This is a genomic window from Corynebacterium lemuris (genome assembly GCF_024919295.1).
GTDB classification, from domain to species: Bacteria; Actinomycetota; Actinomycetes; order Mycobacteriales; family Mycobacteriaceae; genus Corynebacterium; species Corynebacterium lemuris.
This window is the reverse complement of the sequence record NZ_JANWTC010000002.1, coordinates 180568-202954: the sequence shown is the minus strand read 5'-3', so window position 1 is coordinate 202954 and position 22387 is coordinate 180568. Positions and strand designations below refer to the sequence as shown.

At 68.2% G+C, this 22387-nt stretch carries 24 protein-coding genes; 10 read left to right on the top strand and 14 right to left on the bottom strand.

The window, feature by feature from the left end:
- Nucleotide 1 precedes the first annotated feature (1 nt).
- Genes NYP18_RS04370 through dapE form a run of 4 tightly spaced genes read right to left on the bottom strand, consistent with a single transcriptional unit; the run spans nucleotide 2 to nucleotide 3552 of the window.
- Nucleotides 2–739: a glucosyl-3-phosphoglycerate synthase gene (locus tag NYP18_RS04370; protein WP_259426959.1), complete on the bottom strand. Its 738-nt coding sequence runs from the start codon at nucleotides 737–739 to the stop codon at nucleotides 2–4.
- Nucleotides 736–1548, bottom strand: coding sequence for a dihydropteroate synthase (gene folP / locus NYP18_RS04365; RefSeq protein ID WP_259427128.1), 813 nt, complete (start codon nucleotides 1546–1548; stop codon nucleotides 736–738). Before folP ends, NYP18_RS04370 begins: the two co-directional genes overlap by 4 nt.
- Nucleotides 1549–1579: 31 nt before the next feature.
- Nucleotides 1580–2410, bottom strand: a complete 831-nt coding sequence (locus NYP18_RS04360; protein WP_259426958.1) for an LOG family protein — start codon at nucleotides 2408–2410, stop codon at nucleotides 1580–1582.
- 38 nt (nucleotides 2411–2448) lie between these two features.
- Nucleotides 2449–3552, bottom strand: coding sequence for a succinyl-diaminopimelate desuccinylase (dapE, locus tag NYP18_RS04355; protein WP_259426957.1), 1104 nt, complete (start codon nucleotides 3550–3552; stop codon nucleotides 2449–2451).
- Nucleotides 3553–3618: 66 nt separating this feature from the next.
- On the opposite strand from dapE, the gene NYP18_RS04350 reads away from it, so the two are divergent.
- From NYP18_RS04350 to dapD, 3 genes are read left to right on the top strand one after another with little or no spacing between them, the layout of a single operon-like run.
- Nucleotides 3619–4545 carry a DapH/DapD/GlmU-related protein gene (locus NYP18_RS04350; RefSeq protein WP_259426956.1) on the top strand — a complete coding sequence of 309 codons (927 nt, stop codon included), beginning with the start codon at nucleotides 3619–3621 and terminating at the stop codon, nucleotides 4543–4545.
- A 47-nt stretch (nucleotides 4546–4592) separates the two neighbouring features.
- On the top strand, nucleotides 4593–5981 hold the full coding sequence (locus tag NYP18_RS04345) for an amino acid permease (RefSeq protein WP_259426953.1): 1389 nt from the start codon (nucleotides 4593–4595) through the stop codon (nucleotides 5979–5981).
- Nucleotides 5978–6949 carry a 2,3,4,5-tetrahydropyridine-2,6-dicarboxylate N-succinyltransferase gene (gene dapD, locus NYP18_RS04340; RefSeq protein WP_259426952.1) on the top strand — a complete coding sequence of 324 codons (972 nt, stop codon included), beginning with the start codon at nucleotides 5978–5980 and terminating at the stop codon, nucleotides 6947–6949. Before NYP18_RS04345 ends, dapD begins: the two co-directional genes overlap by 4 nt.
- A 9-nt stretch (nucleotides 6950–6958) precedes the next feature.
- Here the strand turns inward: dapD and NYP18_RS04335 are convergent, their stop codons facing one another.
- The 10 genes from NYP18_RS04335 to typA form a co-directional block, all read right to left on the bottom strand.
- Nucleotides 6959–7276, bottom strand: a complete 318-nt coding sequence (locus tag NYP18_RS04335; RefSeq protein ID WP_259426951.1) for a hypothetical protein — start codon at nucleotides 7274–7276, stop codon at nucleotides 6959–6961.
- Between the two features lie 97 nt (nucleotides 7277–7373).
- Nucleotides 7374–7877, bottom strand: a complete 504-nt coding sequence (locus tag NYP18_RS04330) for a GtrA family protein (protein ID WP_259427127.1) — start codon at nucleotides 7875–7877, stop codon at nucleotides 7374–7376.
- Between the two features lie 111 nt (nucleotides 7878–7988).
- A complete protein-coding gene (locus NYP18_RS04325) occupies nucleotides 7989–8837 on the bottom strand; it encodes a pseudouridine synthase (protein WP_259426950.1) in 849 nt (282 codons plus the stop codon).
- Complete coding sequence (gene dapC, locus NYP18_RS04320) at nucleotides 8830–9942, bottom strand: succinyldiaminopimelate transaminase (RefSeq protein WP_259426949.1); 1113 nt, start codon at nucleotides 9940–9942, stop codon at nucleotides 8830–8832. The genes NYP18_RS04325 and dapC overlap by 8 nt, the downstream gene beginning before the upstream one ends.
- Nucleotides 9943–9945: 3 nt before the next feature.
- The gene (fdxA, locus tag NYP18_RS04315; RefSeq protein ID WP_126119584.1) at nucleotides 9946–10269 is read right to left on the bottom strand and encodes a ferredoxin; all 324 of its coding nucleotides are present in this window, start codon (nucleotides 10267–10269) and stop codon (nucleotides 9946–9948) included.
- Nucleotides 10270–10316: 47 nt separating this feature from the next.
- Nucleotides 10317–10712 carry a hypothetical protein gene (locus tag NYP18_RS04310; RefSeq protein ID WP_259426948.1) on the bottom strand — a complete coding sequence of 132 codons (396 nt, stop codon included), beginning with the start codon at nucleotides 10710–10712 and terminating at the stop codon, nucleotides 10317–10319.
- Nucleotides 10709–11626 (bottom strand): N-acetyl-1-D-myo-inositol-2-amino-2-deoxy-alpha-D-glucopyranoside deacetylase, encoded by a 918-nt coding sequence (mshB, locus tag NYP18_RS04305; RefSeq protein WP_259426947.1) that lies wholly within the window; start codon nucleotides 11624–11626, stop codon nucleotides 10709–10711. Before mshB ends, NYP18_RS04310 begins: the two co-directional genes overlap by 4 nt.
- Nucleotides 11623–13242, bottom strand: a complete 1620-nt coding sequence (locus tag NYP18_RS04300) for an ABC transporter family substrate-binding protein (protein WP_259426946.1) — start codon at nucleotides 13240–13242, stop codon at nucleotides 11623–11625. Before NYP18_RS04300 ends, mshB begins: the two co-directional genes overlap by 4 nt.
- A gap of 8 nt (nucleotides 13243–13250) precedes the next feature.
- Nucleotides 13251–14450, bottom strand: coding sequence for an MFS transporter (locus NYP18_RS04295; protein ID WP_369415242.1), 1200 nt, complete (start codon nucleotides 14448–14450; stop codon nucleotides 13251–13253).
- Between the two features lie 16 nt (nucleotides 14451–14466).
- Nucleotides 14467–16377 (bottom strand): translational GTPase TypA, encoded by a 1911-nt coding sequence (gene typA, locus NYP18_RS04290; protein ID WP_259426945.1) that lies wholly within the window; start codon nucleotides 16375–16377, stop codon nucleotides 14467–14469.
- Nucleotides 16378–16839: 462 nt separating this feature from the next.
- Here typA and NYP18_RS04285 point away from each other — a divergent pair, with 462 nt between their 5' ends.
- From NYP18_RS04285 to NYP18_RS04255, 7 genes are all read left to right on the top strand, one after another.
- Nucleotides 16840–17559, top strand: a complete 720-nt coding sequence (locus NYP18_RS04285; RefSeq protein WP_439648049.1) for an Rv1157c family protein — start codon at nucleotides 16840–16842, stop codon at nucleotides 17557–17559.
- 5 nt (nucleotides 17560–17564) lie between these two features.
- Nucleotides 17565–18101 carry a ribonuclease FAU-1 family protein gene (locus NYP18_RS04280; RefSeq protein WP_259426942.1) on the top strand — a complete coding sequence of 179 codons (537 nt, stop codon included), beginning with the start codon at nucleotides 17565–17567 and terminating at the stop codon, nucleotides 18099–18101.
- Between the two features lie 153 nt (nucleotides 18102–18254).
- Nucleotides 18255–18431, top strand: coding sequence for a hypothetical protein (locus NYP18_RS04275; RefSeq protein ID WP_259426941.1), 177 nt, complete (start codon nucleotides 18255–18257; stop codon nucleotides 18429–18431).
- Between the two features lie 20 nt (nucleotides 18432–18451).
- Nucleotides 18452–18793, top strand: a complete 342-nt coding sequence (gene arsC, locus NYP18_RS04270) for an arsenate reductase (glutaredoxin) (RefSeq protein ID WP_259426940.1) — start codon at nucleotides 18452–18454, stop codon at nucleotides 18791–18793.
- Between the two features lie 171 nt (nucleotides 18794–18964).
- Nucleotides 18965–20620: an NAD-dependent epimerase/dehydratase family protein gene (locus NYP18_RS04265; RefSeq protein WP_259426939.1), complete on the top strand. Its 1656-nt coding sequence runs from the start codon at nucleotides 18965–18967 to the stop codon at nucleotides 20618–20620.
- 11 nt (nucleotides 20621–20631) lie between these two features.
- Nucleotides 20632–21156 (top strand): CinA family protein, encoded by a 525-nt coding sequence (locus tag NYP18_RS04260; protein ID WP_369415241.1) that lies wholly within the window; start codon nucleotides 20632–20634, stop codon nucleotides 21154–21156.
- Nucleotides 21157–21204: 48 nt separating this feature from the next.
- On the top strand, nucleotides 21205–22383 hold the full coding sequence (locus tag NYP18_RS04255) for a zinc-dependent alcohol dehydrogenase (RefSeq protein ID WP_259426938.1): 1179 nt from the start codon (nucleotides 21205–21207) through the stop codon (nucleotides 22381–22383).
- Nucleotides 22384–22387: the final 4 nt, after the last annotated feature.

Genomic DNA, 22387 nt, shown 5'->3' with positions numbered 1-22387 from the left:
GCTAGAGAATACCGGACAGGGGTGGCCGCGTCCCGACGCCCACCTCACCCACCCCGGCCCGCTCCAGCAGGGTGGCGGCCACGACATCGGCCATCGGCCCCAGCTCCGTGAGCGGCCGGTTGCGGTGCCGGCGCACCCCCAGGTCGACCTGCCGGACGGAGGTCGCGCCGTGGCGGTCGGCGACGTCGACAAGCAGTCCCGCCTCCACCCCGTAACCGGCAGCGAAGGGCAGCGCCAGGGCAGTGGCCCGGCGGATCGCGTACTCGCCTGCCAGCGGCTGTCTGATGTGTGCCAGATCCGGGAAGAGCAGGCGCAGCAGGGGACGGGCCGTCAGCTCGGTGACACGGCCCCCACCGGTGGGCCGGCCGTCAATGGTGCGCCGGTAGTCCGCCTTGACCAGGTGCACACCCGGGTCCGTGAAAGGCGCGGCCAGGGCGGTGACCATGCCCGTGGCCGGCTGCTGCAGGTCCGCGTCGAGGAAAACCACCACGTCACCCGTGACGGCGGCAACCCCGCGCCACAACGACTCCCCCTTGCCCGGCACAGGCTCGATACCGGGGAGGATCTCCCGCCAGTTGAGCACCCGGGCACCCGCCGCCGAGGCCTGCGCAACGGTGCCGTCGGTGGAGTCGGCGTCGACGACCACAACCTCATCAGGTCCATCCGTCAGGGCAGCGCGCACCACCGCGGCGACGGTGGCCTCCTCATTGAGTGCCGGGATGACCACCGACACCCTCACGCAAGCCCCCTGATGGTGTTCAGCGGGGCCGTGTGACCCGCGATCGCCGCGGTCATGCGGATGACATCGACGGTCTCCGCGACCTCATGCGCGCGGAAGGCGGCCACCCCGCGGGCCGCGGCCCAGGCGGTGGCCGCCAGGGTGCCGGCCAGCCGGCCGCCCACCGCCCGGTCCACGGTCTCGCCGACGAAATCCTTGTTGGACAGGGCCATGAGCACGGGCCAGCCGGTGGACACCAGCTCGTCGATACGCCGCAACAGCTCGAGACCGTGGAAGGTGTTCTTGCCGAAGTCATGCGTGGGGTCGATGAATACCTTCTCCTCCGGCACTCCGACGGACACGGCCCGTTCCGCCAGGGCGGTGGTCTCGGCGATGACGTCGGCGACCACATCATCAAAATGCACCCGGTGCGGGCGCGTCCGCGGCTCCACCCCACCGGTGTGGGAGCAGACGTAGCCGACGCCGTGGTGGCCGGCGACCTCAACGAGCTCGGGATCGTGGCCCGCCCACGTGTCGTTGACCAGACCCGCGCCGGCGTGGATGGCCAGGTCGGCGACCTCAGCACGCCAGGTGTCCACCGAGATGAGCACCCCGGGATGGCGGGCGGCGACGGCCTCGATGACGGGGATGACGCGGTCGATCTCCTCGGCGGCGTCGACGAGCGAACCGGGTCCGGCCTTCACCCCGCCGATGTCGATGATCGCCGCGCCCTCGGCGACAACCCGGTCACAACGGCGCAGGGCCGCCTCATCGGTGAAGGTCGCACCGCGGTCGTAGAAGGAGTCCGGGGTGCGGTTGACGATCGCCATCACCGCCGGCAGAGCATGGTGTTCCAAGGGTCTAGCGGTGTCCTGCCTGTTCACGGACCTCATGGACCGGAGTGTACTCATCGTCGCCGCCGATGAGACGGCCGTCCGTCATCTCACGGTGGCAGCCGACGATGAACGAGACGGCCTCCTCAACGGAATCCGTGACCAGGAACAGATTCAGGTCCTTCTCGGAGATCATGCCGTCGGTTACCAGTCGCTCCTTGATCCAGTCGATCAGACCGGACCAGAATTCGGTGCCGATGAGCACGATCGGGTAGTTGGTGACCTTGCCCGTCTGCACCATGCACAACACCTCGAAGAGCTCATCGAGAGTGCCGAAACCACCCGGCAGGCAGACAAAAGCCTGCGAATACTTCAGGAACATCGTCTTGCGGGCGAAGAAATAACGGAAGTTGAGGCCGAGGTCCACCCACGCATTGAGCGCCTGCTCATGCGGGAGTTCGATGCCCAGACCGACGGACAGGCCGTCCGCCCCGTGCGCACCGCGGTTGGGGGCCTCCATCAGGCCCGGCCCACCGCCGGTGATCACGGCGTATCCCGAGTCAGCGATCGCCCGGCCCAGATCACAGCCCAGCTCATACCAGGGGTGCCCCTCCGGAATGCGGGCCGAACCGAATACGGTGACCGCCTTGGGCATGGCTGCCAGAGCGTCGAAGCCGGCGACGAACTCCCCCTGGATCCGCAGGATGCGCCAGGGGTCGGCGTGCATCCAGTCATGGTCCGCCCCCAGTTCCAGCAGCCGCTGGTCATAGGTGGTCTTCTTATCGCCCTCGGTGCGCAGCAGAACGGGGCCACGCAGCATGCGCGCCTTCTCGGGATCGGGAGTGATGTTCGGAGCCATAGCATAGAACCTAGCTGTTTCCTGCGCCGTCCGCTGCGTCAGGAGGGGCGTGTGGTGAGGAAATTTCGCAGCTGGGAGGCAACGTGAGTGATCTGGGCAACCGGAACCTGCTCCTCCACCCGGTGTGCGAAGGCCGGGTCCCCGGGGCCGAAATTCACCGCAGGAACCCCCAACGGAGCGAACCGCGCCACATCGGTCCACCCCAGCTTGGCGCGGACCTCCCCCACCGATTCGATGAGCGCCGCGGCCGCCGACTGCTGCAACCCCGGCAGGGCCCCGGGCATGGAATCCTCCAGCGTGACGGTGAAACCATCATCAAGGTTGTCGATCGCCAGATAACGCAGCACATGGTCCAGGGCCTCATCCTCCGTGCGGTCGGGCGCGAAACGGAAGTTCACCAGCACATGCGCCTTATCGGGGATGGTGTTGGTGGCCACGAAGGACTCCAGCTGCACCACATTGAGTCCCTCCCGGTAGTGGCAGCCGTCAATGTCGACCCGGCGGGCCTCATAGTCCGCGATCCGGGCGATGACCGGCCCGATCCTGTGCGCGGCGTTCTCCCCCAGCCAGGCGCGCGCCGAATGCGCCCGCGCCCCGTGCGCCGTCACCCGCAGCCGCAGCGTGCCCTGGCACCCTGCCTCGATGATCCCGTTCGAGGGCTCACCCAGCAGCGCCAGATCCCCCCGCAGCCACTCCGGGTCACTGACCGCCAGGTGGCCGAGCCCGTTGAAACGGCTCTCCACCTCCTCCGCCTCGTAGGCGATGAGCGTGAGATCGGAGGTGAGGTCCGGTGCATCCGCCAGGAGGGCGAACAGGTGCAGATACACGGCCAGGCCCGATTTCATGTCCACCGTCCCACAGCCGTGCAGGACATCGTCGATGAGCTGGTGGGGCACATTGCCGGCCAACGGCACGGTGTCCAGGTGGCCGGCGAGGATCACCCGCCGGCCCAGCCCCCGGCGGGTGGCCGCGGCGACGGTGTTCCCGCGGCGGATGATCTGGCTGTCGGGCAGGCCGGGCAACCGGCGCAGCGCAGCCTCCACCAGATCCGCCAGCTGTTTCTCATGGTGCGAGGGGCTCGGGATGTCCACCAGGGCAGCGGTCAGGGACACCGGGTCAGAGGTCAGGTCGAGCGGGGTCACCTACCCCAGGTTAGACGGTGTCGCCTCGAGGTGTGGGGGGTTTCGGCACGTCGTAGACTCGGCAGTATGACACCTCAGGGAGCAACCGCGGTCGGAATCGCCAACATCGCCATGGACGGCACGATCCTCGACACCTGGTACCCGGAGCCGGAACTCGTGGACGGCACCGGCCTCGTGTCAGGCACGGAACGCCTCGGCGCCCGGGACATCCCGGACAGCCTGCTCAAACTCGTCCTCCTCGACGAGGACCGCATGGTCGAACAGGTCGCGGTACGCACCACCATCGCCGATCTCCAGGCCTCCCCCATCGATGCGCACGATGTCTACCTGCGTTTCCACCTGCTCTCCCACCGCCTGGTCCGCCCCCTTGAGCTGAACATGGACAACTCCCTGCGTTGCCTGACCACCGTGGTGTGGACCAACAAGGGCCCGTGCACCCCCGACAACTTCGAGTTCGTCCGCACCGCCCTGCGCAGCCGCGGCCTCATCCACGTCTACGGCATTGAGAAACTGCCCCGCATGGTCGACTACGTCGTCCCCTCCGGCGTCAACATCGCCGAGGCCGAACGCGTCCGTCTCGGCGCCTACCTCGCCCCCGGCACCCGGGTGCTGCGCGAAGGTTACGTCTCCTTCAACTGCGGCACCCTCGGCGCCGCCCGCATCGAGGGGCGGCTGTCCTCCTCCATCGTCATCGGCGAAGGCACCGACGTCGGGCTGTCCTCCACCATCATGGCCAGGCGCCGGGCCGACGGGCTGCGCGACCCCATCAGCATCGGGGCGAACTGCCGCTTCGGGGTCTCCTCCGGCGTCCTGGGCCTCAGCGTCGGCGACAACTGCACACTCGGCGCAAACATCGTCCTCGAGGCCGACACCCAGATCTGGGACGCGGATGCCGGGCACCACGTCTCCGCCGGCACCCTCAACGGCCAGTCCAACTGGACGGTGCGCCGTGAGGTCGGCCACTCCGAACCTGTGCTGCGGCGTACCTGGTAGGGAGGCGGTTTCCGCCACTCCCCCGGCGAGGGATAACGTCTAACGACATGACCAACGGATCAGCGAAACAGACCCGACTCGGATCGGGGCTCAAGACCCGCCACCTCACCATGATGGGGCTCGGCTCCGCCATCGGCGCCGGCCTATTCCTGGGCACCGGAGTGGGCATCCGCACCGCCGGCCCCGCCGTCCTGCTCGCCTACATGGCCGCCGGTGCGATCGTGGTCATGGTGATGGAGATGCTCGGCGAGATGGCCGCCGCCCGCCCCTCCTCAGGCTCCTTCTCCACCTACAGCCGGCAGGCCTTCGGCCACTGGGCCGGATTCTCCCTCGGCTGGCTGTACTGGTTCATGCTGGTCATGGTCATGGGTGCCGAGATGACCGGCGCCGCCGCCATCATGGGCGCCTGGTTCGGCGTCGACCCCTGGATACCCGCACTCGTGGCGGTCGTCTTCTTCGCTGTGGTCAACTTCGCCCACGTCCGCGGCTTCGGCGAATTCGAGTTCTGGTTCGCCTTCATCAAGGTCGCCGTCATCATCGGCTTCCTCATCGTCGGCGCCGCCCTCATCTTCGGGCTGCTGCCCGGCACCACCTTCATCGGCCTGGACAACTTCATCGGTGACCACGGTTTCATGCCCAACGGCTGGCCGGGCCTGGCCGCCGGCATGCTCGCCGTCGCCTTCGCCTTCGGCGGCATCGAACTGGTGACCATCGCGGCCGCCGAATCAGAGAACCCGCAGACCGCCATCGCCGTCGCCGTGCGCTCCGTCATCTGGCGCATCTCCGTCTTCTACATCGGCTCCGTCCTGGTGATCACCTTCCTGCTGCCCTTCGATCAGCTCGGTGCCGCCGAAACCGCCGCAGACTCCCCCTTCACCGCGGTCCTGGCCATGGCCAACCTGCCCGGTGTCGTCGGATTCATGGAGGCCGTCATCGTCCTGGCGCTGCTCTCCGCCTTCAACGCACAGATCTACGCCACCTCCCGGCTGGTGCACTCCCTGGCCCTGGACCGTGATGCTCCCCGCATCTTCGCGGTGACCAACCGCGAGTCCGTGCCCATCAATGCGGTCGTGCTGTCCATGGTCTTCGCCTTCGCCTCCGTGGGCCTGCAGTACTGGAACCCCGAGGGTCTGCTCGCCTTCCTGCTCAACGCCGTCGGCGGCTGCCTCATCGTCATCTGGATCATGATCACCGCCTCCTACCTGCGCCTGCACCCCGAGCTGGAACGCCTCGGCGAGATCTCCACCGTCCGGATGTGGGGCTGGCCGTGGCTCGGCTGGGCCACCATGATCGCCCTCTGGGCGCTCGTGCTGCTGATGCTCTTCGACGCCGCGGCACGCCCCCAGGTCATCTCCGTGGCCGTCATCTTCGGTGGACTCGTCGCCCTCGCCTATGTGAGCCGATGGCTGCAGGGTCGGGTAACCTCTCGGGCATGACTTCTGCTACTGCGCGCGGACTGGCCACCATCACGCATGCGGGAACCGTCCTCGACGTCTGGTTCCCCGCCCCGAGGCTCTCGGATGATCCCCTGTCCTCCGGCACGGAGCATCTGGACCAGACCCCGCAGCAGTTCGCCGCGCTCGTCGGCCCCGACGAGGACCGGGGTGTCGCCCGGATAGCGGTGACCACCTCCCTCGCCTCCCTCTCGGAGGCCCCCGTCGACGCCTACGACGCCTATCTGCGTCTGCACCTCCTCTCCCACCGCCTGGTCCGTCCCCGCCAGGTGAACCTGACCGGTGTGTACGACCTGCTCGCCAACGTGGTGTGGACCAACTACGGTCCCTGCGCCGTCGCTGACTTCCAGATGGTCCGCGGGCGTCTCACCGCCCGCGGGCCGGTCACCGTCTACTCCGTGGACAAATTCCCCCGCATGGTCGACTACGTCGTGCCCGCCGGTGTGCGCATCGCCGACGCCGACCGGGTCCGTCTCGGCGCCCACCTCGCGGAGGGCACCACCGTCATGCACGAAGGTTTCGTCAACTACAACGCCGGCACCCTGGGTGACGCCATGGTTGAGGGCCGCCTGTCCTCCGGTGTGGTCATCGGTAAGGGCACCGACATCGGGGGCGGCGCCTCCGTGATGGGCACCTTGTCCGGCGGTGGCAAGGAGGTCATCTCCATCGGCGAGCACTGCCTCCTCGGCGCGAACTCCGGCATCGGCATCTCCCTCGGCGACAACTGCATCGTCGAGGCAGGCCTCTACGTCACTGCCGGCACCAAGGTGTCGGTATTCGGGGACGCGGCCCGGATCGCGGATGTGGACAACGGCACCCGCATCAAGGCGGCCGAGCTCTCCGGCGCGGACAACATCATGTACCGCCGCAACTCCCTCAACGGTGCCGTCGAGGCGACCCCGGTGGAGTCCCGCCAGGTGGACCTCAACGGGGCGCTGCACCACAACTAGGCACCACCACTAACAACCGCCAGGTGCGTGTACCCGCCGCCCCCGGAGCCTGGCCCCGGCCGAGCGGCCCTGGGCGTGGGTGGTGTTGAATTTCAGCGGTCCGGCCCTTCCCGCCCGCCCCGGTGTGTGAGTCGTCGTTGTCGGCGTGATGGGGTCGGCGGCGGCGTCGATGAGCGCCTTGGCGTTGAGGACGCGTTCGAGTTCCTCGAAGGAGTCGGCGACCTCCTCGAAGGCCACGCTGCCGGGATCGGCCATGAGCTCGCTGAGGCCGGTGATGCCGGCCTCGATCTGGGCGACCAGCCCCGCGGTGTGCTGTTTCGTCGACATGTACCCCCTCAAGCGTTCCCCAACTGCTTTCGTCTACATGTTCGACTATAGCCTCATCAAAACCCTTGTCAACCCCTGAAATCAAACACCCGTGCTATTAAGGTGCTGCTGCATCGACCACGCGCACCTTCGGCCGGCGGAAAGTCCAGAACTTGTTCACCAGGAAATTCACCGGCATGGCCACGATGATGGAGATCGCCGTCGCCCAGTAGAATTTGGTGCGGAAACCGGTGGAGTCGTCGAAGATCTCCGGGGACAGCGCGATGGGGGACGTGGGGTTCATCAGCAGGGTGGCCACGACCTGGCTGACCAGGAACGCCCCGATGCCGGTGAACAGGAAGGGGAAGAAACCGCGCCACCAGCTGCGCTGCGGGTAACCGCGGAAGGTCCAGCTACGGTTGAGCTGATAGTTCCACGTGTTGGCCACCAGGAAGGCGATGGCCATGAAGACGTTGAACCAGCGGATGTTGTAGTTGGTGCCGAGCAGATTGAGGAAGACGTCATGCTCGGAGATCCCGGCCGTCCAGCCGGCGGTCTTCTTCGCCAGAACGCTCACGGCGAGGTTGACCAGCGTGCCGGAGCCGCCGACGAGACCGAACATGAGGAACTGCTGGGCGGTTGAGCGGAATCGGGCCAAGGTCCGGTCCCTGCCCCGTGTGTCTGTGGAACTCACGGAACCTCTTTCACATCGGCTGCTGGTGGACATTTCAGTTTAGCCCCCGGTACTCGCGGGAACCTCGAAGACTCGTCGTCGTCCGCTGAAGGGGTCATCGAAGGCCAGGGAGACGGCGCGCAGCTGCAGGGGTGAGTGGAAGTCATACAGGGCGAGCCCGCGGTCGACGGGATAGGTGTCGTCGCCGACGATCGGCATGCCCAGGTGGTGGAGCACCACCCGGATCTGGTGGGTGTGGCCGGTGACGGGACGCACCTCCACCTCATCGGCGCTGAGCCGGCGCAGCCAGGTCCGTGTACCGACACCCCCGTCCACCACCTGCACCTGCCGCTCACCGCGCCTCTTGTACATCGGCAGCTCCACCAACCGCCAGTCCTCCCCCACCGTGACCTGGCCATGCACCCGGGCACGGTAGGCCTTGTCCACCAGGTGGTCCTGGAAGAGCCGCTGGTAGGCGCCGCGGCTCTCCCGCCGGCGCGAACACATCAGCACCCCGGAGGTCAGCCGGTCGAGGCGGTGCAGGGGCACGATGTCGTCCTCGCCGTAGGCGACGCGCAGGCGGGTCTGCACCGTCTCGCGGACGATGCGGCCGTTGCTTGTCGACGCCACGAAGCCCGGCTTGTCCACCACGACGAGGTCGGCGTCCTCATGGATCACCGTGTGCGTGAAGGGGATGGGGGGTTCCGGTGCGATCTCCGGGTGGAACCAGGCGGGCACCGGCCTGTCCAGCGCCGTACCCGGGTCCAGCAGCTGCCCGGAGGCGAAGGGCGAGTCCCCCGCCGAACCGGCCCAGTAGGGGCGGCCGGCGGGGACCACACCGCGCAGGACGACCCGCTGCGGGGAGATCCCCTCCCGCGCGGGAATCGGTGGGCGGGAAGCCTCAGCCAAGGGTGGCCAGGCGCCGGGCGGCGGCGTCGACACGCTCGTCGGTGCCGGTCAACGCCATGCGGATGTGCTGTTTCCCGCGCGGGCCGTAGAAATCTCCGGGGGCGACGAGGATACCCAGCTCCGCGAGAGCGTCGACGGTGGCGCGGCAGTCCTCACCGCGGGTGGCCCACAGGTAGAGGCCGGCCTCGGAGTCGTCGACGGTGAAACCGGCCTCCACCAGCGCGCGCAGCAGCACGGCACGGCGGCGTGCATAGCGCAGCTTCTGGGCGGCCTCCTGCTCATCGTCCTCCAGTGCGGCGACCATGGCGGCCTGGACGGGGCCCGGCACCATGAGGCCGGCGTGTTTGCGCACCTCCAGCAGCTCAGCGATGAGCTCCGGGTCGCCGGCGAGGTAGCCCCCGCGGTAGCTGGCCAGGTTGGAGGTCTTCGACAGTGAGTGGATGGCGATCAGGCCGGTATGGTCACCGTCGCAGACCCGCGGGTCGAGGATGGACACCGGCTCGTTGTCATCGTCCCAGCCCAGTCCCAGGTAACACTCGTCGGAGGCGACGATGACGCCGCGCTCGCGGGCCCAGCCGACGACCTTGCGCAGGTGGTCGACGCCGAGGACCTTGCCCGTCGGGTTCGACGGTGAGTTGAGGAAGAGCAGGTCGGGGCGTTCGGGGCCGATCTTCAGCAGGGAATCGGCGCGCAGGACACGGTTGTCCCCCAGCAGCGCGGCGACCTCGTAGGTCGGGTAGGCGATCTCGGGGATGACCACGAAACCCCCGCGGATGCCCAGCAGGCCGGGCAGCTGCGCGATGGCTTCCTTGGTGCCGATCACCGGCAGCACCGCATCCGGGACCAGGCTGGTCATGTTGTAGCGGCGGCCGAGCGCCGCGACGATCGCGGAACGCAGCTGCCGCGTACCCATGGTCGGCGGGTAGCCGGGCTCCGCGGCGGCCTCCGCCAGCGCCAGCTGGATGCCCGGGGCGACCGCGTCGACGGGCGTGCCCACCGACAGGTTCACGATGCCGTCCGGGTGCGCCTGCGCCCGCTCCTTGGCCGCGTCCAGGGTGTCCCAGGGGAAATCGGGCAGACGGGCCCCCAGGGGCGTGCGTGCCATCGGTTATTCCTGGTTCTGCGGCGGCAGGGCGGCCACGAAGGCGTGGTCGAAGTCCTGGGGGCCGGTCTTGGCGGCACCACCCGGGGAACCGAGGTCATCGAAGAAGGCGACGTTGGCGTCGTAGTACTGGTCCCACTCCTCCGGGACGTCGTCCTCGTAGAAGATGGCCTCCACGGGGCAGGCCGGTTCGCAGGCACCGCAGTCCACGCACTCATCCGGGTGGATGTAGAGCATGCGCTTACCTTCGTAGATGCAGTCGACCGGGCACTCCTCAACGCACGAGCGGTCGAGGACGTCCACACAGGGCTGGGCAATGATGTAGGTCATGGGGAAGGTACTCCTGGCAGGGAAAACGAATATCGCGGTCCAGTATGTCACTTCCCGCGTACCAGCGGCCAAACGCCGCCCGCCACACCTGCGAAAAGCAGCAGAACAGTGCGAATATTATCGCCGACCAACTGGTCCCCGGTGACCACGACCCCCGAGAGCAGCAGCAGGAAACCCGCGAGCCACGCGTACAACGGCACGGCCGCAAACGCCGGCCGCGGGCTCCACAGCTTCGCGGTGCGGGTGAGCACCATGTTGAACAGGAAGGCCAGGACTATCGTGTACGGCACCGCCACGCGGAAGCCACCGGGCAGGGTCACCCAGGTACCCAGGTAGACCACCTGGAGCAGCACCGCGATCAGGGCTGCGACCGACAGCCACACCAGCCCACCGACCGCCTCCCCACGGCTGAAGTCAGTGCGGACGATCCGCTCCCCGCTCAAGAGTTCTCCCCGTTCCCCTCCAGCGGGATGCCGTCGAGCAGCCCGGGACCGCCGAGCAGGTCCGCCTCCGGCAGATCCCCGGCGCCCAGCTGGTAGTGCTCGCGGGACAGCAGCGGCTGGGCCAGGAGGTTCGACAGGGCCCACACCGGGTGCCGGCCCTGCCCCCAGGCAGCCTCCGGGTTGGTCACGGAGACCGAACCGTCGGCGAACCAGATCTGGGTGGCGTGCGCCCGCATGGCCTCGCGTTTGGCCGCCAGGGCGGCGTCATCAAGCTCCACCGCCACATCGTGGCCGCGGGAGGTGGCGTTGGCCAGGTAGGTGGCGTCCGGCAGGGACCAGCCCTCCGGCACGCGGGTGATGGCCTCCACCCCGGCGGTGGTCTCGGCGTGGTCGCTGACGGTCCACAGGATGCGCGGGATATCGACATGTTTGGCCGCGGCGTGGGTGATCTCGTGGGCCCGGATGTGGTCGGGGTGGCCGTAGCCGCCGTCGGGGCCATAGGTGATGAGCAGGTGCGGGCGTTCCGCCGCGAGGATGTCCACGAGCAGGTCGACGGCCGCCCGGCCGGAGTTGACGAAGGCCCTCGGGTTCCCGTGGGCGGGGCTGCCCGCCATGCCGGAGTCCCGGAAGCGGCCGGCACCGCCGAGGAAGCAGCCGCGGACACCGAGGATGGCCAGCGCGCGGCTGAGTTCGCCGATGCGGAAACCGCCGAGCTGGTCGGCGTGGTCGTTGGTCAGGTGTGCGAAGGGCTCCCCGATGACCTCACCCTCCTCGCCCAGGGTGCAGGTGACCACCAGCACGTCCGCGCCGCGGCGGGCGAGGTCGGACAGGGAACCACCGGTGGTGATGGCCTCATCGTCAGGGTGCGCGTGCACCGCGACGATACGGTAGCCGACAAGATCCCGGGTAGTCATCGTTTTCTCCAGCTCGCGACCGTCGAGATGCCGGCGGTCCAGTTGTCAAGGTCAGGGTCTGGACCCACGATACCTTCTCCCAGGACCAGCACACGCCGTTCCCCCAGCAACGGGACGCGGACATGTTCGCGGGTGTTCTCCGCCGCGAAGAAGTCCTGCGCCTCCTGCGCCCCGACCTCACCGCTGAGCACCGCCCGGGCCATGCCGTCGGTCTCCGGGGTGCAGTAGCCGGCCAGGTTGCCCGCCCGCGGGGACTCCGGGGTGGGTGGGCACAGCCACTGCCCCGACAGCTCCGGGGGCGCCCCCGCGTTGCTCTCCCAGGCGATGACGGCGTCCACCTGGCCCGCCGGAAGAAGATTGCCGGTGAGGTCGGCCAGATCGGTGGTGGTGACCTCGGCGACGATGCCGGAGTGGGAGAGCAGGTCCACGATGGTGCGGGCGGCGGCGAGGGCGGTGTCGTCGGCGGAGTCCACCCCCAGGCGCAGCGGGCGCCCCTCCTCCCCCGTCAGGCCGGGCAGCAGCTCGGGCGGGCCCTGCTCGGGGCCGCGCGCGGGCAGGTGCGGGGGCACGTTGAGGTCCGCGGAGCGGCCGGCGGCGAGGCGGGCGATGAGGGGGACGTCGAGAAGCGAATGCAGTTCGGCCCGCACTGCGTGTTCCGCCAGCAGCGGCGAGGTCGTCGACATCATGAGTGTGAGCTGGCGTGGCTGGTCGAGGGTGCGCACCTGCGTGTCCAGCATGAGGGAATAGGCCTCCACGGAGGTCTCCGCCGGAGTGATGTCGAGGAAGCTGATCTGCCCGGTGCGCAACTGCTCCACCCCCTGGGTGACGGAACGGATCTCCCGGAAGGTCACCCGGTCGGTCGCCGCCGGGTCGGCACCCCAGAAACGGTCGTTGCGGTTGATGGCCACCAGGCCGCGGGAACGGTCGACGTTGCCCACCATGTAGCGGCCGCCGGAGGCCGGCAGATCATTGATGAAGGCCGCGGCGAAGTCCCCGGCATCGCCCTGGAGCAGGTGGCTGGGCAACAGGTGGCGGAACAGCCCCTGCCAGTCGGCCACCGGGGTGGCGAAGTCCACCTCCACCGTGCGCCCGTCCGCGCTGACGCGGATCGCGGTGATCTCCCGGTAACCGGCCGAGCCGATGACACCCGGTGTCGTGATCATGCCCTGCCAGAGGTATCGGAAGTCCGCCCCGGTGATGGGGGCCCCGTCCGACCACTGCGCCTCCGGGGAGATGACGTAGCGGATGGTGCGGGCGACCGTCGCGGCAGCCGCCCCCACCGCCTCCGGGGCGGGTTCGACAGGTCCGGCGGAGACCAGCAGGTCAGCATCCATCTTCCCCTCCCGGAACGCGCTGGGCAGGACCAGGGCGGCCAGGGAGCGGGTGAGGGTGGAGTCGTCCGACTGCATGTGCGGGTTGAAGCCGGCGGGCAGCGGGTCGACGCCGACGTTGATGACCGCCTCCGCCCGTGAGGGCGGCCTGGTGGTGGGTGCGGCACTTGAGGTGGTGGTCTCCGGGCCGGGGGCCGGGTCCTCCACGGGAGGAGGGCCGGGGTTGGCGGCGCAGGCGGTCAGCGTCGCCGCGAGGAGGACGGCGGGGAGGAGACGGAATTTCACAGAGTCGATTATGTACCAGCGGTGGCCTGTGGCCGATTCCGCAGCGCCGGGGCGGCCAGCGTGACCACCACACCGGAGACCATGAGCAGCAGCAGCGCCCAGCGCAGACCGGTGGCCGCCGACAGCGCCCCGAGCACCGGGCTGGTGGCCAGGAAGCCGATGCGCATCATCCAGCTCACCGCGGTCACCCCGGCGCCCTCGGTCATGCCGGGCAGTCGGGCGGCGGCGGCAAAGGCACTGGGTACGAGCGTGGCGCAGCCGAAACCGACGAGGACGTAGCCCGCGTAGAGCAGCGCCGGGCCGGTCGCGGTGACCACCCCCAGGCCGCCCAGCCCGATGAGCAGACCGCCGGCCCGGGCGACGGCGACGCGGCCGAAACGGTCGATGAGCCGGTCGCCGGTGAACCGGCCCACCATCTGCGCGGCGAGCACCACCGTGAAGGCCACGCCCGCGTTGCCGACCTCCACCCCGGCCAGCTCCACTGAGGACAGTCCGGCCCAGTTGTTGGCGATGTCCTCGACCATCGTCCCGGCGGTGGCCAGCAGCGCCACCGGCAGGGTGAGCAGCATGATCCGTCCGAGGGGCCGACGCTTGTCGACGCCCGCCCCATCCGCCCCATCCGCCCGCTCCGGTGCCGCGCCCGGCGCCGGCACCGGCCCCGTCAACCACACCCCGATGGCGACGGCGGTGATGACCACGGTGGCGACGAGCGCCAGGTGGGCGCGGATGTCCCAGCCCAGGCTGGCGGCGGTGGTCCCGCCGATGCCGCCGAGGACCGCACCCATCGACCAGCAGGCGTGCATGGCGGACAGGATGGAGCGTCCGGCCCGGGCCTCCACGCGCACGCCGGCGACGTTCTGGGAGACGTCGATGACGGCGTCGAGAAGCCCGATGCCCAGCAGCAGGCCAGCCAGCAGCAGACCGGACGGTGCCCAGCCGATGCCGGCGACCAGCAGGGCCAGGAGGACCGTGCCCCAGAAAACCACCGGGCGCGGGCCGAAACGGTTGACCGCGAGTGAGGGCAGCACCGTGGACACCAGTGAACCCGCGGCAAAACAGGCCACGATGAGGCCGAAGGTCAGATCGTCCAGCCCCCACTGTTGTTTGAGGGTGGGGTACCAGGGCAGGACAGAGGAAAAAACAGCCCCGTTGGTGCCGAACATGATGGCGACACCGACGGGGCTGCGGAGATTGTTGGCGGGGGTCACGCCCGCCAACCTACTACTACTTGTTCATGGCCTTCTCGCGTGAGCGGGAGCGGGCGCGCTCGGTGGCGCTGAGGTGGAGCTTGCGGACGCGGAGGATATCGGGGGTGACCTCGACACACTCGTCCTGGCCACAGAACTCCATGGCCTCATCCAGGGACAGGGCGTGAGCCTTGGAGAGGGTGACCGTGGTGTCGGCACTGGCCGCACGCATGTTGGTCAACTTTTTTTCCTTGGTGATGTTGACGTCCATGTCCTCGTCGCGGTTGTTCGCGCCGACGACCATGCCCTCATAAGCCTCAGTACCCGGCTCGACGAAGAAGGAGCCACGGTCGGACAGGCCCTGCAGGGCGAAGGCGGTGATCTTGCCCGAACGGTCGGCGACCAGGGAACCGGAGGAACGGCCCTTGATCTCACCGGCCCACGGGCGCTGCTCAATGCCGTAGCTGTTGGCGATGCCGGTGCCGCGGGTCTCGGTCATGAAGGTGGTGCGGAAGCCGATGAGGCCACGGGCGGGCACGTCGAACTCCATGCGCACCCATTCGCCGGAACCGGTGTCCATGCTGGTCATCTGCCCCTTGCGGGCGGCCATGAGCTGGGTGACGGCACCCTGGTGCTCGGCGGGCACGTCGATGATCATGTGCTCGAAGGGCTCGTGGATCTTGCCGTCGATGGTCTGGACGACGACCTGCGGCTTACCGACGGTCAGTTCGAAGCCTTCGCGACGCATCGTCTCCACCAGGATCGACAGCGCCATCTCGCCTCGACCCTGCACCTCCCAGGTGTCGGGACGCTCGGTCGGGAGGACGCGCAGGGACACGTTGCCGATGAGCTCCTGGTCCAGGCGGGCCTTGACCATGCGGGCGGTGAGCTTGTCGCCGCCGCCGCGCCCGGCCATCGGGGAGGTGTTCACGCCGATGGTCATGGAGATCGCCGGCTCGTCGACGGAGATCCGGGGCAGGGCCACCGGGTTCTCCGGGTCTGCCAGAGTGTCGCCGATCATGATCTCGTCGATGCCGGAGATCGCGGCGATGTCACCGGCGATGACCTCGTCGGTGGGCTGGCGAGTCACGCCGACGGTGCGCAGCAGCTCAGCGATCTTGACGGTCTTGGTGTGCTGGTTGCCCTCGTCGTCGTAATGGATCCAGGCGACCTGCTGGCCCTTCTTCAGGGAGCCTGCGTGAATGCGGACCAGGCCGATACGGCCCAGGAAGGAGGAGGAGTCCAGGTTGGTGACATGGGCCTGCAGCGGGGCGTCGAGCTCGGCGGAGGGCTCCGGGAGGACATCGTAGATGACGTCGAACAGTGCCTGGAGATCCTCGGCATCCGGCGCGTGGCCGTTGCCCGGGTTCTCGGTGGAGGCCTTGCCCTCACGGCCGGAGGCGTAGAGAACCGGCAGGTCCAGCAGGGACTCGGCGGCCTCGGCGGCCTCCGGGTCCTCGATGGAGGCGGCCAGCTCAAGCAGGAGGTCCTGTGCATCGGAGACGACCTCGTCGATGCGGGCGTCCGCACGGTCGGTCTTATTGACCAGGATGATCACGGGCATCTTCGCGGCCAGGGCCTTGCCCAGCACAAAGCGGGTCTGCGGGAGGGGACCTTCGGAGGCATCCACAAGCAGGACGACGCCGTCGACCATGGACAGGGCACGCTCAACCTCACCACCGAAGTCAGCGTGGCCGGGGGTGTCGATGACGTTGATGATCAGGTCGCGGCCATCCTTGCCGGCACCCTTGCGGCGCACGGCGGTGTTCTTGGCCAGGATGGTGATGCCCTTCTCGCGTTCGAGATCACCGGAGTCCATCACGCGGTCGGTGACACCACCGTGGTCGTCGAACACGCCGGACTGCTCAAGCATGGAGTTGACGAGGGTGGTTTTGCCGTGGTCGACGTGAGCGACGATGGCGACGTTGCGGAACTCAGGATGGGACACGAGTGGGCTGCTCCTATAACAGGGGATCGCGGGCGGCGGTCACCGGGCACGCGATGGTGAACAGCAGTTGACGATACTCGTATTGAACGGGTATCGCACCATCGAGCTTTCGAGGTCACACCGGGCCGGAGCCCTCTCCCCTGCCCAGCGCCCGCCTGCCGACGCCCCGTCACCCCCGCAGCCCGCACCCTCGCCGGACCCGTTATCGCTCGGCCGCCCCTCCCGGACGCATCGTTCGCACAGGTCAGCGGACCGCTGTGACTTCGTGTAACGAAAAGATGTCGTTCAGCGAAACATCAAGTAGCAGGCATGGGTGGCGCTTATTCTGCGGATAATGCCATTCCGGTTGACTGCCTCACGCAAGTGAATACTGTTGTGTAACGAAACTACTGTTACCAATGTGACACATGTGACTCCGTACCGGAAGGTCGACAGCTGCACCGTCACACTGCTTTGAGTGCAATGAAAGAAGGCCTGCCAGTGGGACCCAGAGCGCGTAGGACCACCGTCCGGACGGCCGCCGCCGCCGTCGCCCTGACAACCGTCACCGCCCTCGGTCTCGGCCCGGCGATCCCCGCCGCCCAGGCGGTGACCATCCCGGGCACCTCCATCCAGGGCCCGCTCGACGAGCTGGGCAGACCCACCCCACAGACCCAGGCACAGGTCCGGGCCCTGGCCAACCAGCCGTGGATGCCCGCAGACCTGCGCAACGCCATCCTCTCCGCATTGGCCTTCACCAGCGGCGCGAACGGCGACGGCGGCCCGGAGCTGCCCGAGAATGCCCCGACCTTCACCCAGTTCTACTGGCCGACGGTCTCCGGATCCTGCATCGGCGGCGAACTAGACGCCGTGGGCAGCGCCATCGCCGTCCCCGGTCCGGCGGAGATCCCCGCGCCGGGTGCCGCCGCAGGCCAGACCGCCTTCGTCTTCACCGCGCTGGGCACCGCTCCCGCCACCGCAGAGCAGGGCGGGATGAACGTCACCTGGTTCAACCTCAACACTCTGCGGCAGGGCGTGACCCCGCTGGGCAACTACGGCATCAACCCGGATGGCCCGGCCACCCTCTCCGGCACCGCAGACACCGGCCAGGGCACCGTCGTGGCAATCGTCTCCGGTGACGTCCGCACCGAGGACGCCACCTGCAACTTCATCCCCACCGCTGCAATCATTGATGCGAGGTAACAGGAATGGCTGCTGATCTGCATCCGGTCAAACAGGAAACCTTCAACACCACCGACCGGATCAACATCGACCCGAAGGGTCATCCCCGACAAGTGGACACCTTCCGGGTCACTGACTTCGGCCTCTACATGGCCCGCGGTGCGAACCACCCGCGTTTCGGCTACCTCGAGTCGTGGCTGCTGCCGGAGCTGGGGCTGCGCGCCAACATCTTCCATTTCCGGGAGGGTGTCGATGAGCGCCAGGACTTCTACTTCGATGTCGCCGACATCCGCGTCGCGGATGATGTGTGGTCCACCCGCGACCTCTACGTCGACCTCGTCTCCGTCACCGGCGAGCCCATCGACGTCCAGGACATTGATGAACTCGCCGCCGCCACCTCCGCCGGCCTGATCACCGCCGCCGACGCAGAGCGGGCCATTGACACCACCCTCACCGCTGTGGAGGGCATCACCCGCCACCACGATGACGCCATGGAGTGGCTGCGCACCCTCGGCATCCAACTGACCTGGGCCGACAGCGTGGAGATGATCCCCGCCGAATAGGTGTGTCACGGGACACAAAGCGAGGTAGGCTCGGAGGGGAGCACCGCGTACGGTCCCGACAGACATCAGCAGGCAGTACCGCAGTCTCCACCCGGGGCCGTCCGTCGCTCACAGCACTCATTCACTGTTTGAGACCGATTGAAAGGACGCACCATGGATAGCAAGGATGAGGACAAGAAGGACTACACCTGGGAGTTCCCGGAGGATAAGCCTTTTCAGCACAACCACCCGGAGAACCCGGGCAAGGAAGATCCGGAACAGAAGGATCAGCTGGCCGAGGAGTGGGGCCAGGAATCCTTCCCCGCCAGTGATCCGCCCGCGAACTACTGAGCCGGCGCTAGGGTTGTGACATGACGACCATCTACCACAACCCCCGTTGCTCCAAGTCCCGCCAGGCCCTCGAAAAGCTGCGGGAGAAGGGGGTCGAGCCGGAGATCATCCGGTATCTGGACACCCCGCCGAGCGTCGAGAAGCTCCGCGAGCTTGTCGACGCCGCCGGCATCACCGTCCACGACGCGATCCGCACGAAGGAGGCCGAGTACACGGAACTCGGCCTTTCCCCGGAGACGCCGGATGAGGAACTGCTCGCCGCGATGGTCGCCCATCCACGCCTGATTGAGCGGCCCTTCGTGGTCACGGACAAGGGTGTGCGCATCGCCCGCCCGACCGAGGCGATCGAGGAGATTCTCTGAGCCTGCCCGGCACCCGGGAAGCATCTGACGACCATGGGTGAGGCAGATCACGCCAACCATAAAAATCCACTACTGCGTTGAGCAGCCACAACAGGCAATCCCCTTGAAAACAGGCGGGTTTTCCAGTTTCCTCGGGGTTAACAGCCGTCCCCGAATCCTGGAGCGTAAACCATGAAAGTAGTCGTCGTCGGCGCCACCGGAAACGCGGGCACCGCCACCCTGCGCGCCCTGCACCAGACCCCCGAGGTCACCGAGATCGTCGGCATCGCCCGGCGCCTGCCGGAGCAGGATGTGGAGCCCTACCGGGACTGCGAATGGCACTCGGTGGACATTGCCGCCGCCAGCACCGCGGAGGATGCCGTTGCAGAGCTGACGGAGATCTTCCGGGAGGCCGATGCCGTCATCCACCTGGCCTGGCTCATCCAGCCCAATGACCAGCGGGAGCTCCTGCGCCGCGTCAATGTCGAGGGCACCCGTCGGGTCACCGAGGCCGTGGCCGGGGCAGGGGTCCCCCACCTGGTGGTCGCCTGCTCGGTCGGCTCCTACTCCCCCGACGAGGCCCGGGCCACCGATGAGGATCCGCCGCTGCGCGACGAGAGTTTCCCCGCCGAGGGCATCGACTCCTCCCACTACAGCGTGGACAAGGCCGCCCAGGAGAAGGTCCTGGACGATTTCGTCGCCGCCCACCCGGAGATCGTGGTCACCCGCCTGCGTCCGGGGCTTACCTTCCAGGCGGACGCGGCCTCCGAGATCCAGCGCTACTTCCTCGGCGACGCCATGCCCGTCCAGCTGCTCAAGGCCGGCCGGTTACCTGCGTTGACGGTTCCGAAGGGGCTGCTCCTGCAGGCCGTCCACGCCGACGACGTGGGCCGGGCCTATGCCGCGGCCGTGCTCAAGCGACTGCCCGGCGCCTTCAATGTCTGCGCGGATGACATCCTCGGCCCCCAGGAACTCGCCGACATCGTCGACCACGGCCGGGTGATGCTCGTCCCTGCCGGCGTCATCCGCCCGGCACTGGCTGCAGCCCACAAGGCCGGCCTCGTGCCGGCCGACGCCGGCTGGCTGGACATGGGCATGCAGGTCCCACTCATGGACAACACCCGCGCCAAGGAGGAACTGGGCTGGCAGCCGCAGGTCACCGCCGCCGACGCGCTACGTGAACTTCTCGACGCCATGATCGAGGGTCACGGACACCCGTCCCCACCCATGGTGCCCAGGAAGAAGGACGACCGCATCGTCTCCGCCATCCACGAGCCGGCGGGTGTGGGTGCCCACGCGGGAGGAGGTGCCGCCCCGGAGGGCGGCAGCGAAGAGCTGCCGGAGGACCTGACCAAGGACCTCATAAGTCTGTACCTGTCCGACCACCTCACCGGTGCCACCGCCGGCACCAACCGGATCGAGCGGATGGCCGCGGATTTCGTGGACACCCCCGTATACGCCGATCTGGCCGGCCTGGCCGAGGGGATCCGTGCCAACCGCGAATTCCTGCGCAACCTCATCGACGACCTGGGTTTCGCGCGCCGTCCCTACCGGCAGGCCGCGGCCTGGGCCGCGGAGCGGGTCGGCCGACTCAAGCTCAACGGCCGGGTCATTGAACGCTCGCCCATGACGATGCTGCTGGAGACCGAGCTGATGCGCTCCGGTGTCCAGGGTCAGGTCGGTCTCTGGGAGACCCTGCACGAGCACGCCGGTGAGCTTGGCCTGGACCGCGAGGTCTTCAGCCGTCTCATCGAGGACACCCACCGCATGCTGGAGACCCTGGAGAAGGTCCACGCCTACGCCCGCAGCCGCGCCCTGCGCGATGACCGTGAGACCTTCTGGGATTAGGTGGTGAAGCAGTGAACGACCCATCCCGGCAGGCTGCCGCTGCCGCCAACGCCGCAGCGGAGAAGATGGCCGAGGCCATAGCGGCCCTGGCACTGGAGCACGGATTCACCGTGGCCACCGCAGAATCCCTCACCGGAGGACAGGTGGCCACCACCCTCGCCGCGGCGGAGGACTCCTCCGAATGGTTCGCCGGCAGCGTGGTCAGCTACCAGACCCGCATCAAATACGAGGTCCTCGGCGTGCCCGAGGGCCAGCCCGTGATCACCGAGGAGGCGGTGACCGCGATGGCGGTAGGTGTCGCAGAACTCATGGGCGCCGACGCCACCGTCGCGCTCTCCGGCTGCGGCGGCCCCGGAAAGCAGGAGGGCCAGGAACCCGGCACCACCTGGATCGCCGCCCACGTGCGCGGGACCACCCGCGCGGAGCTGCACCACTACACCGGCGAACCGGAGGAGGTCCTCGCCCAGTCACGCCAGCGTGCCCTGGAGCTGCTCCAGGCACTCATGCAGGCGACCGTCACCGACCAGTCAACCTGACACTCCACCCCTGACCACCACATTCCGACGCGCATCAAGGAGCAACCAATGAAGGCAGTCACCTGGCAAGGCAAGCGGAAAGTCAGCGTGGACAACGTCCCCGACCCGGTCCTGCAGGAGGACAATGACGCGATCATCGAGGTCACCTCCACCGCCATCTGCGGCTCGGACCTCCACCTCTACGAGGTTCTCGGCCCATTCATGGATGAGGGAGACATCATCGGCCACGAACCCCTGGGCCGGGTTGTCGAGGCCGGCCCGGCCTCCAACCTCAGCGTCGGTGACCGCGTGGTCGTGCCCTTCGCCATCGCCTGCGGCTCCTGCTGGATGTGCGACCGTTCGCTGTACTCCCAGTGCGAGACCACCCAGGTGAGGGAGCAGGATTCCGGTGCCCGGCTGTTCGGCTACTCCCGTCTCTACGGCTCCGTCCCCGGCGCGCAGGCCCAGTACCTTCGGGTACCCCATGCCGACTTCGGTCCGGTCAGGATCGGTGAGGAACTCCCCGACCACCGTTATCTCTTCCTCAGCGACGTCATCCCCACGGCCTGGCAGGCCGTGCAGTACGCCGGGGTCGGCCGCGGTGACACCCTGGCGGTCATCGGTCTGGGCCCCATCGGTCAGATGGCCGCCCGTATCGGTGTACACCTGGGTGCCCGGGTCTTCGGCATCGACCCGGTGCCGGAACGCCGCGCGATGGCCGCCCGCCACGGTGTCGAGGTCTTCGACACCACCGACGACACCAACGACCACATCCGGGAGCTCACCCAGGGCCGCGGTCCGGACGGGGTCGTCGACGCGGTGGGCATGGAGGCCCACGGTTCGCCCATCGCCAAGGCCGCGCACACCGCCGTCGGGATGCTCCCCGATATCGCGGGGCGTGCCCTGATGGAGCATGCCGGTGTCGACCGTCTGGCTGCGCTCTACTCCTCCATCGATCTGGTGCGCCGCGGTGGCACCATCTCACTGAGCGGTGTCTACGGCGGGCAGGCCAGTCCGCTGCCGATGCTCACCCTCTTCGACAAGCAGATCCAGCTGCGCATGGGCCAGGCCAACGTCAAGGCCTGGATGGATGACGTGCTGCCCCTGGTGGAGGACCCCGCCGATCCGTTGGGTACAGAGGATCTGGTCACCCACCGCCTCCCCATCGACCAGGCCCCGGAGGCCTACGAGATGTTCCAGAAGAAGACTGACGGCTGCATCAAGGTGGTCCTGGACCCCCACGCCTGAGGCC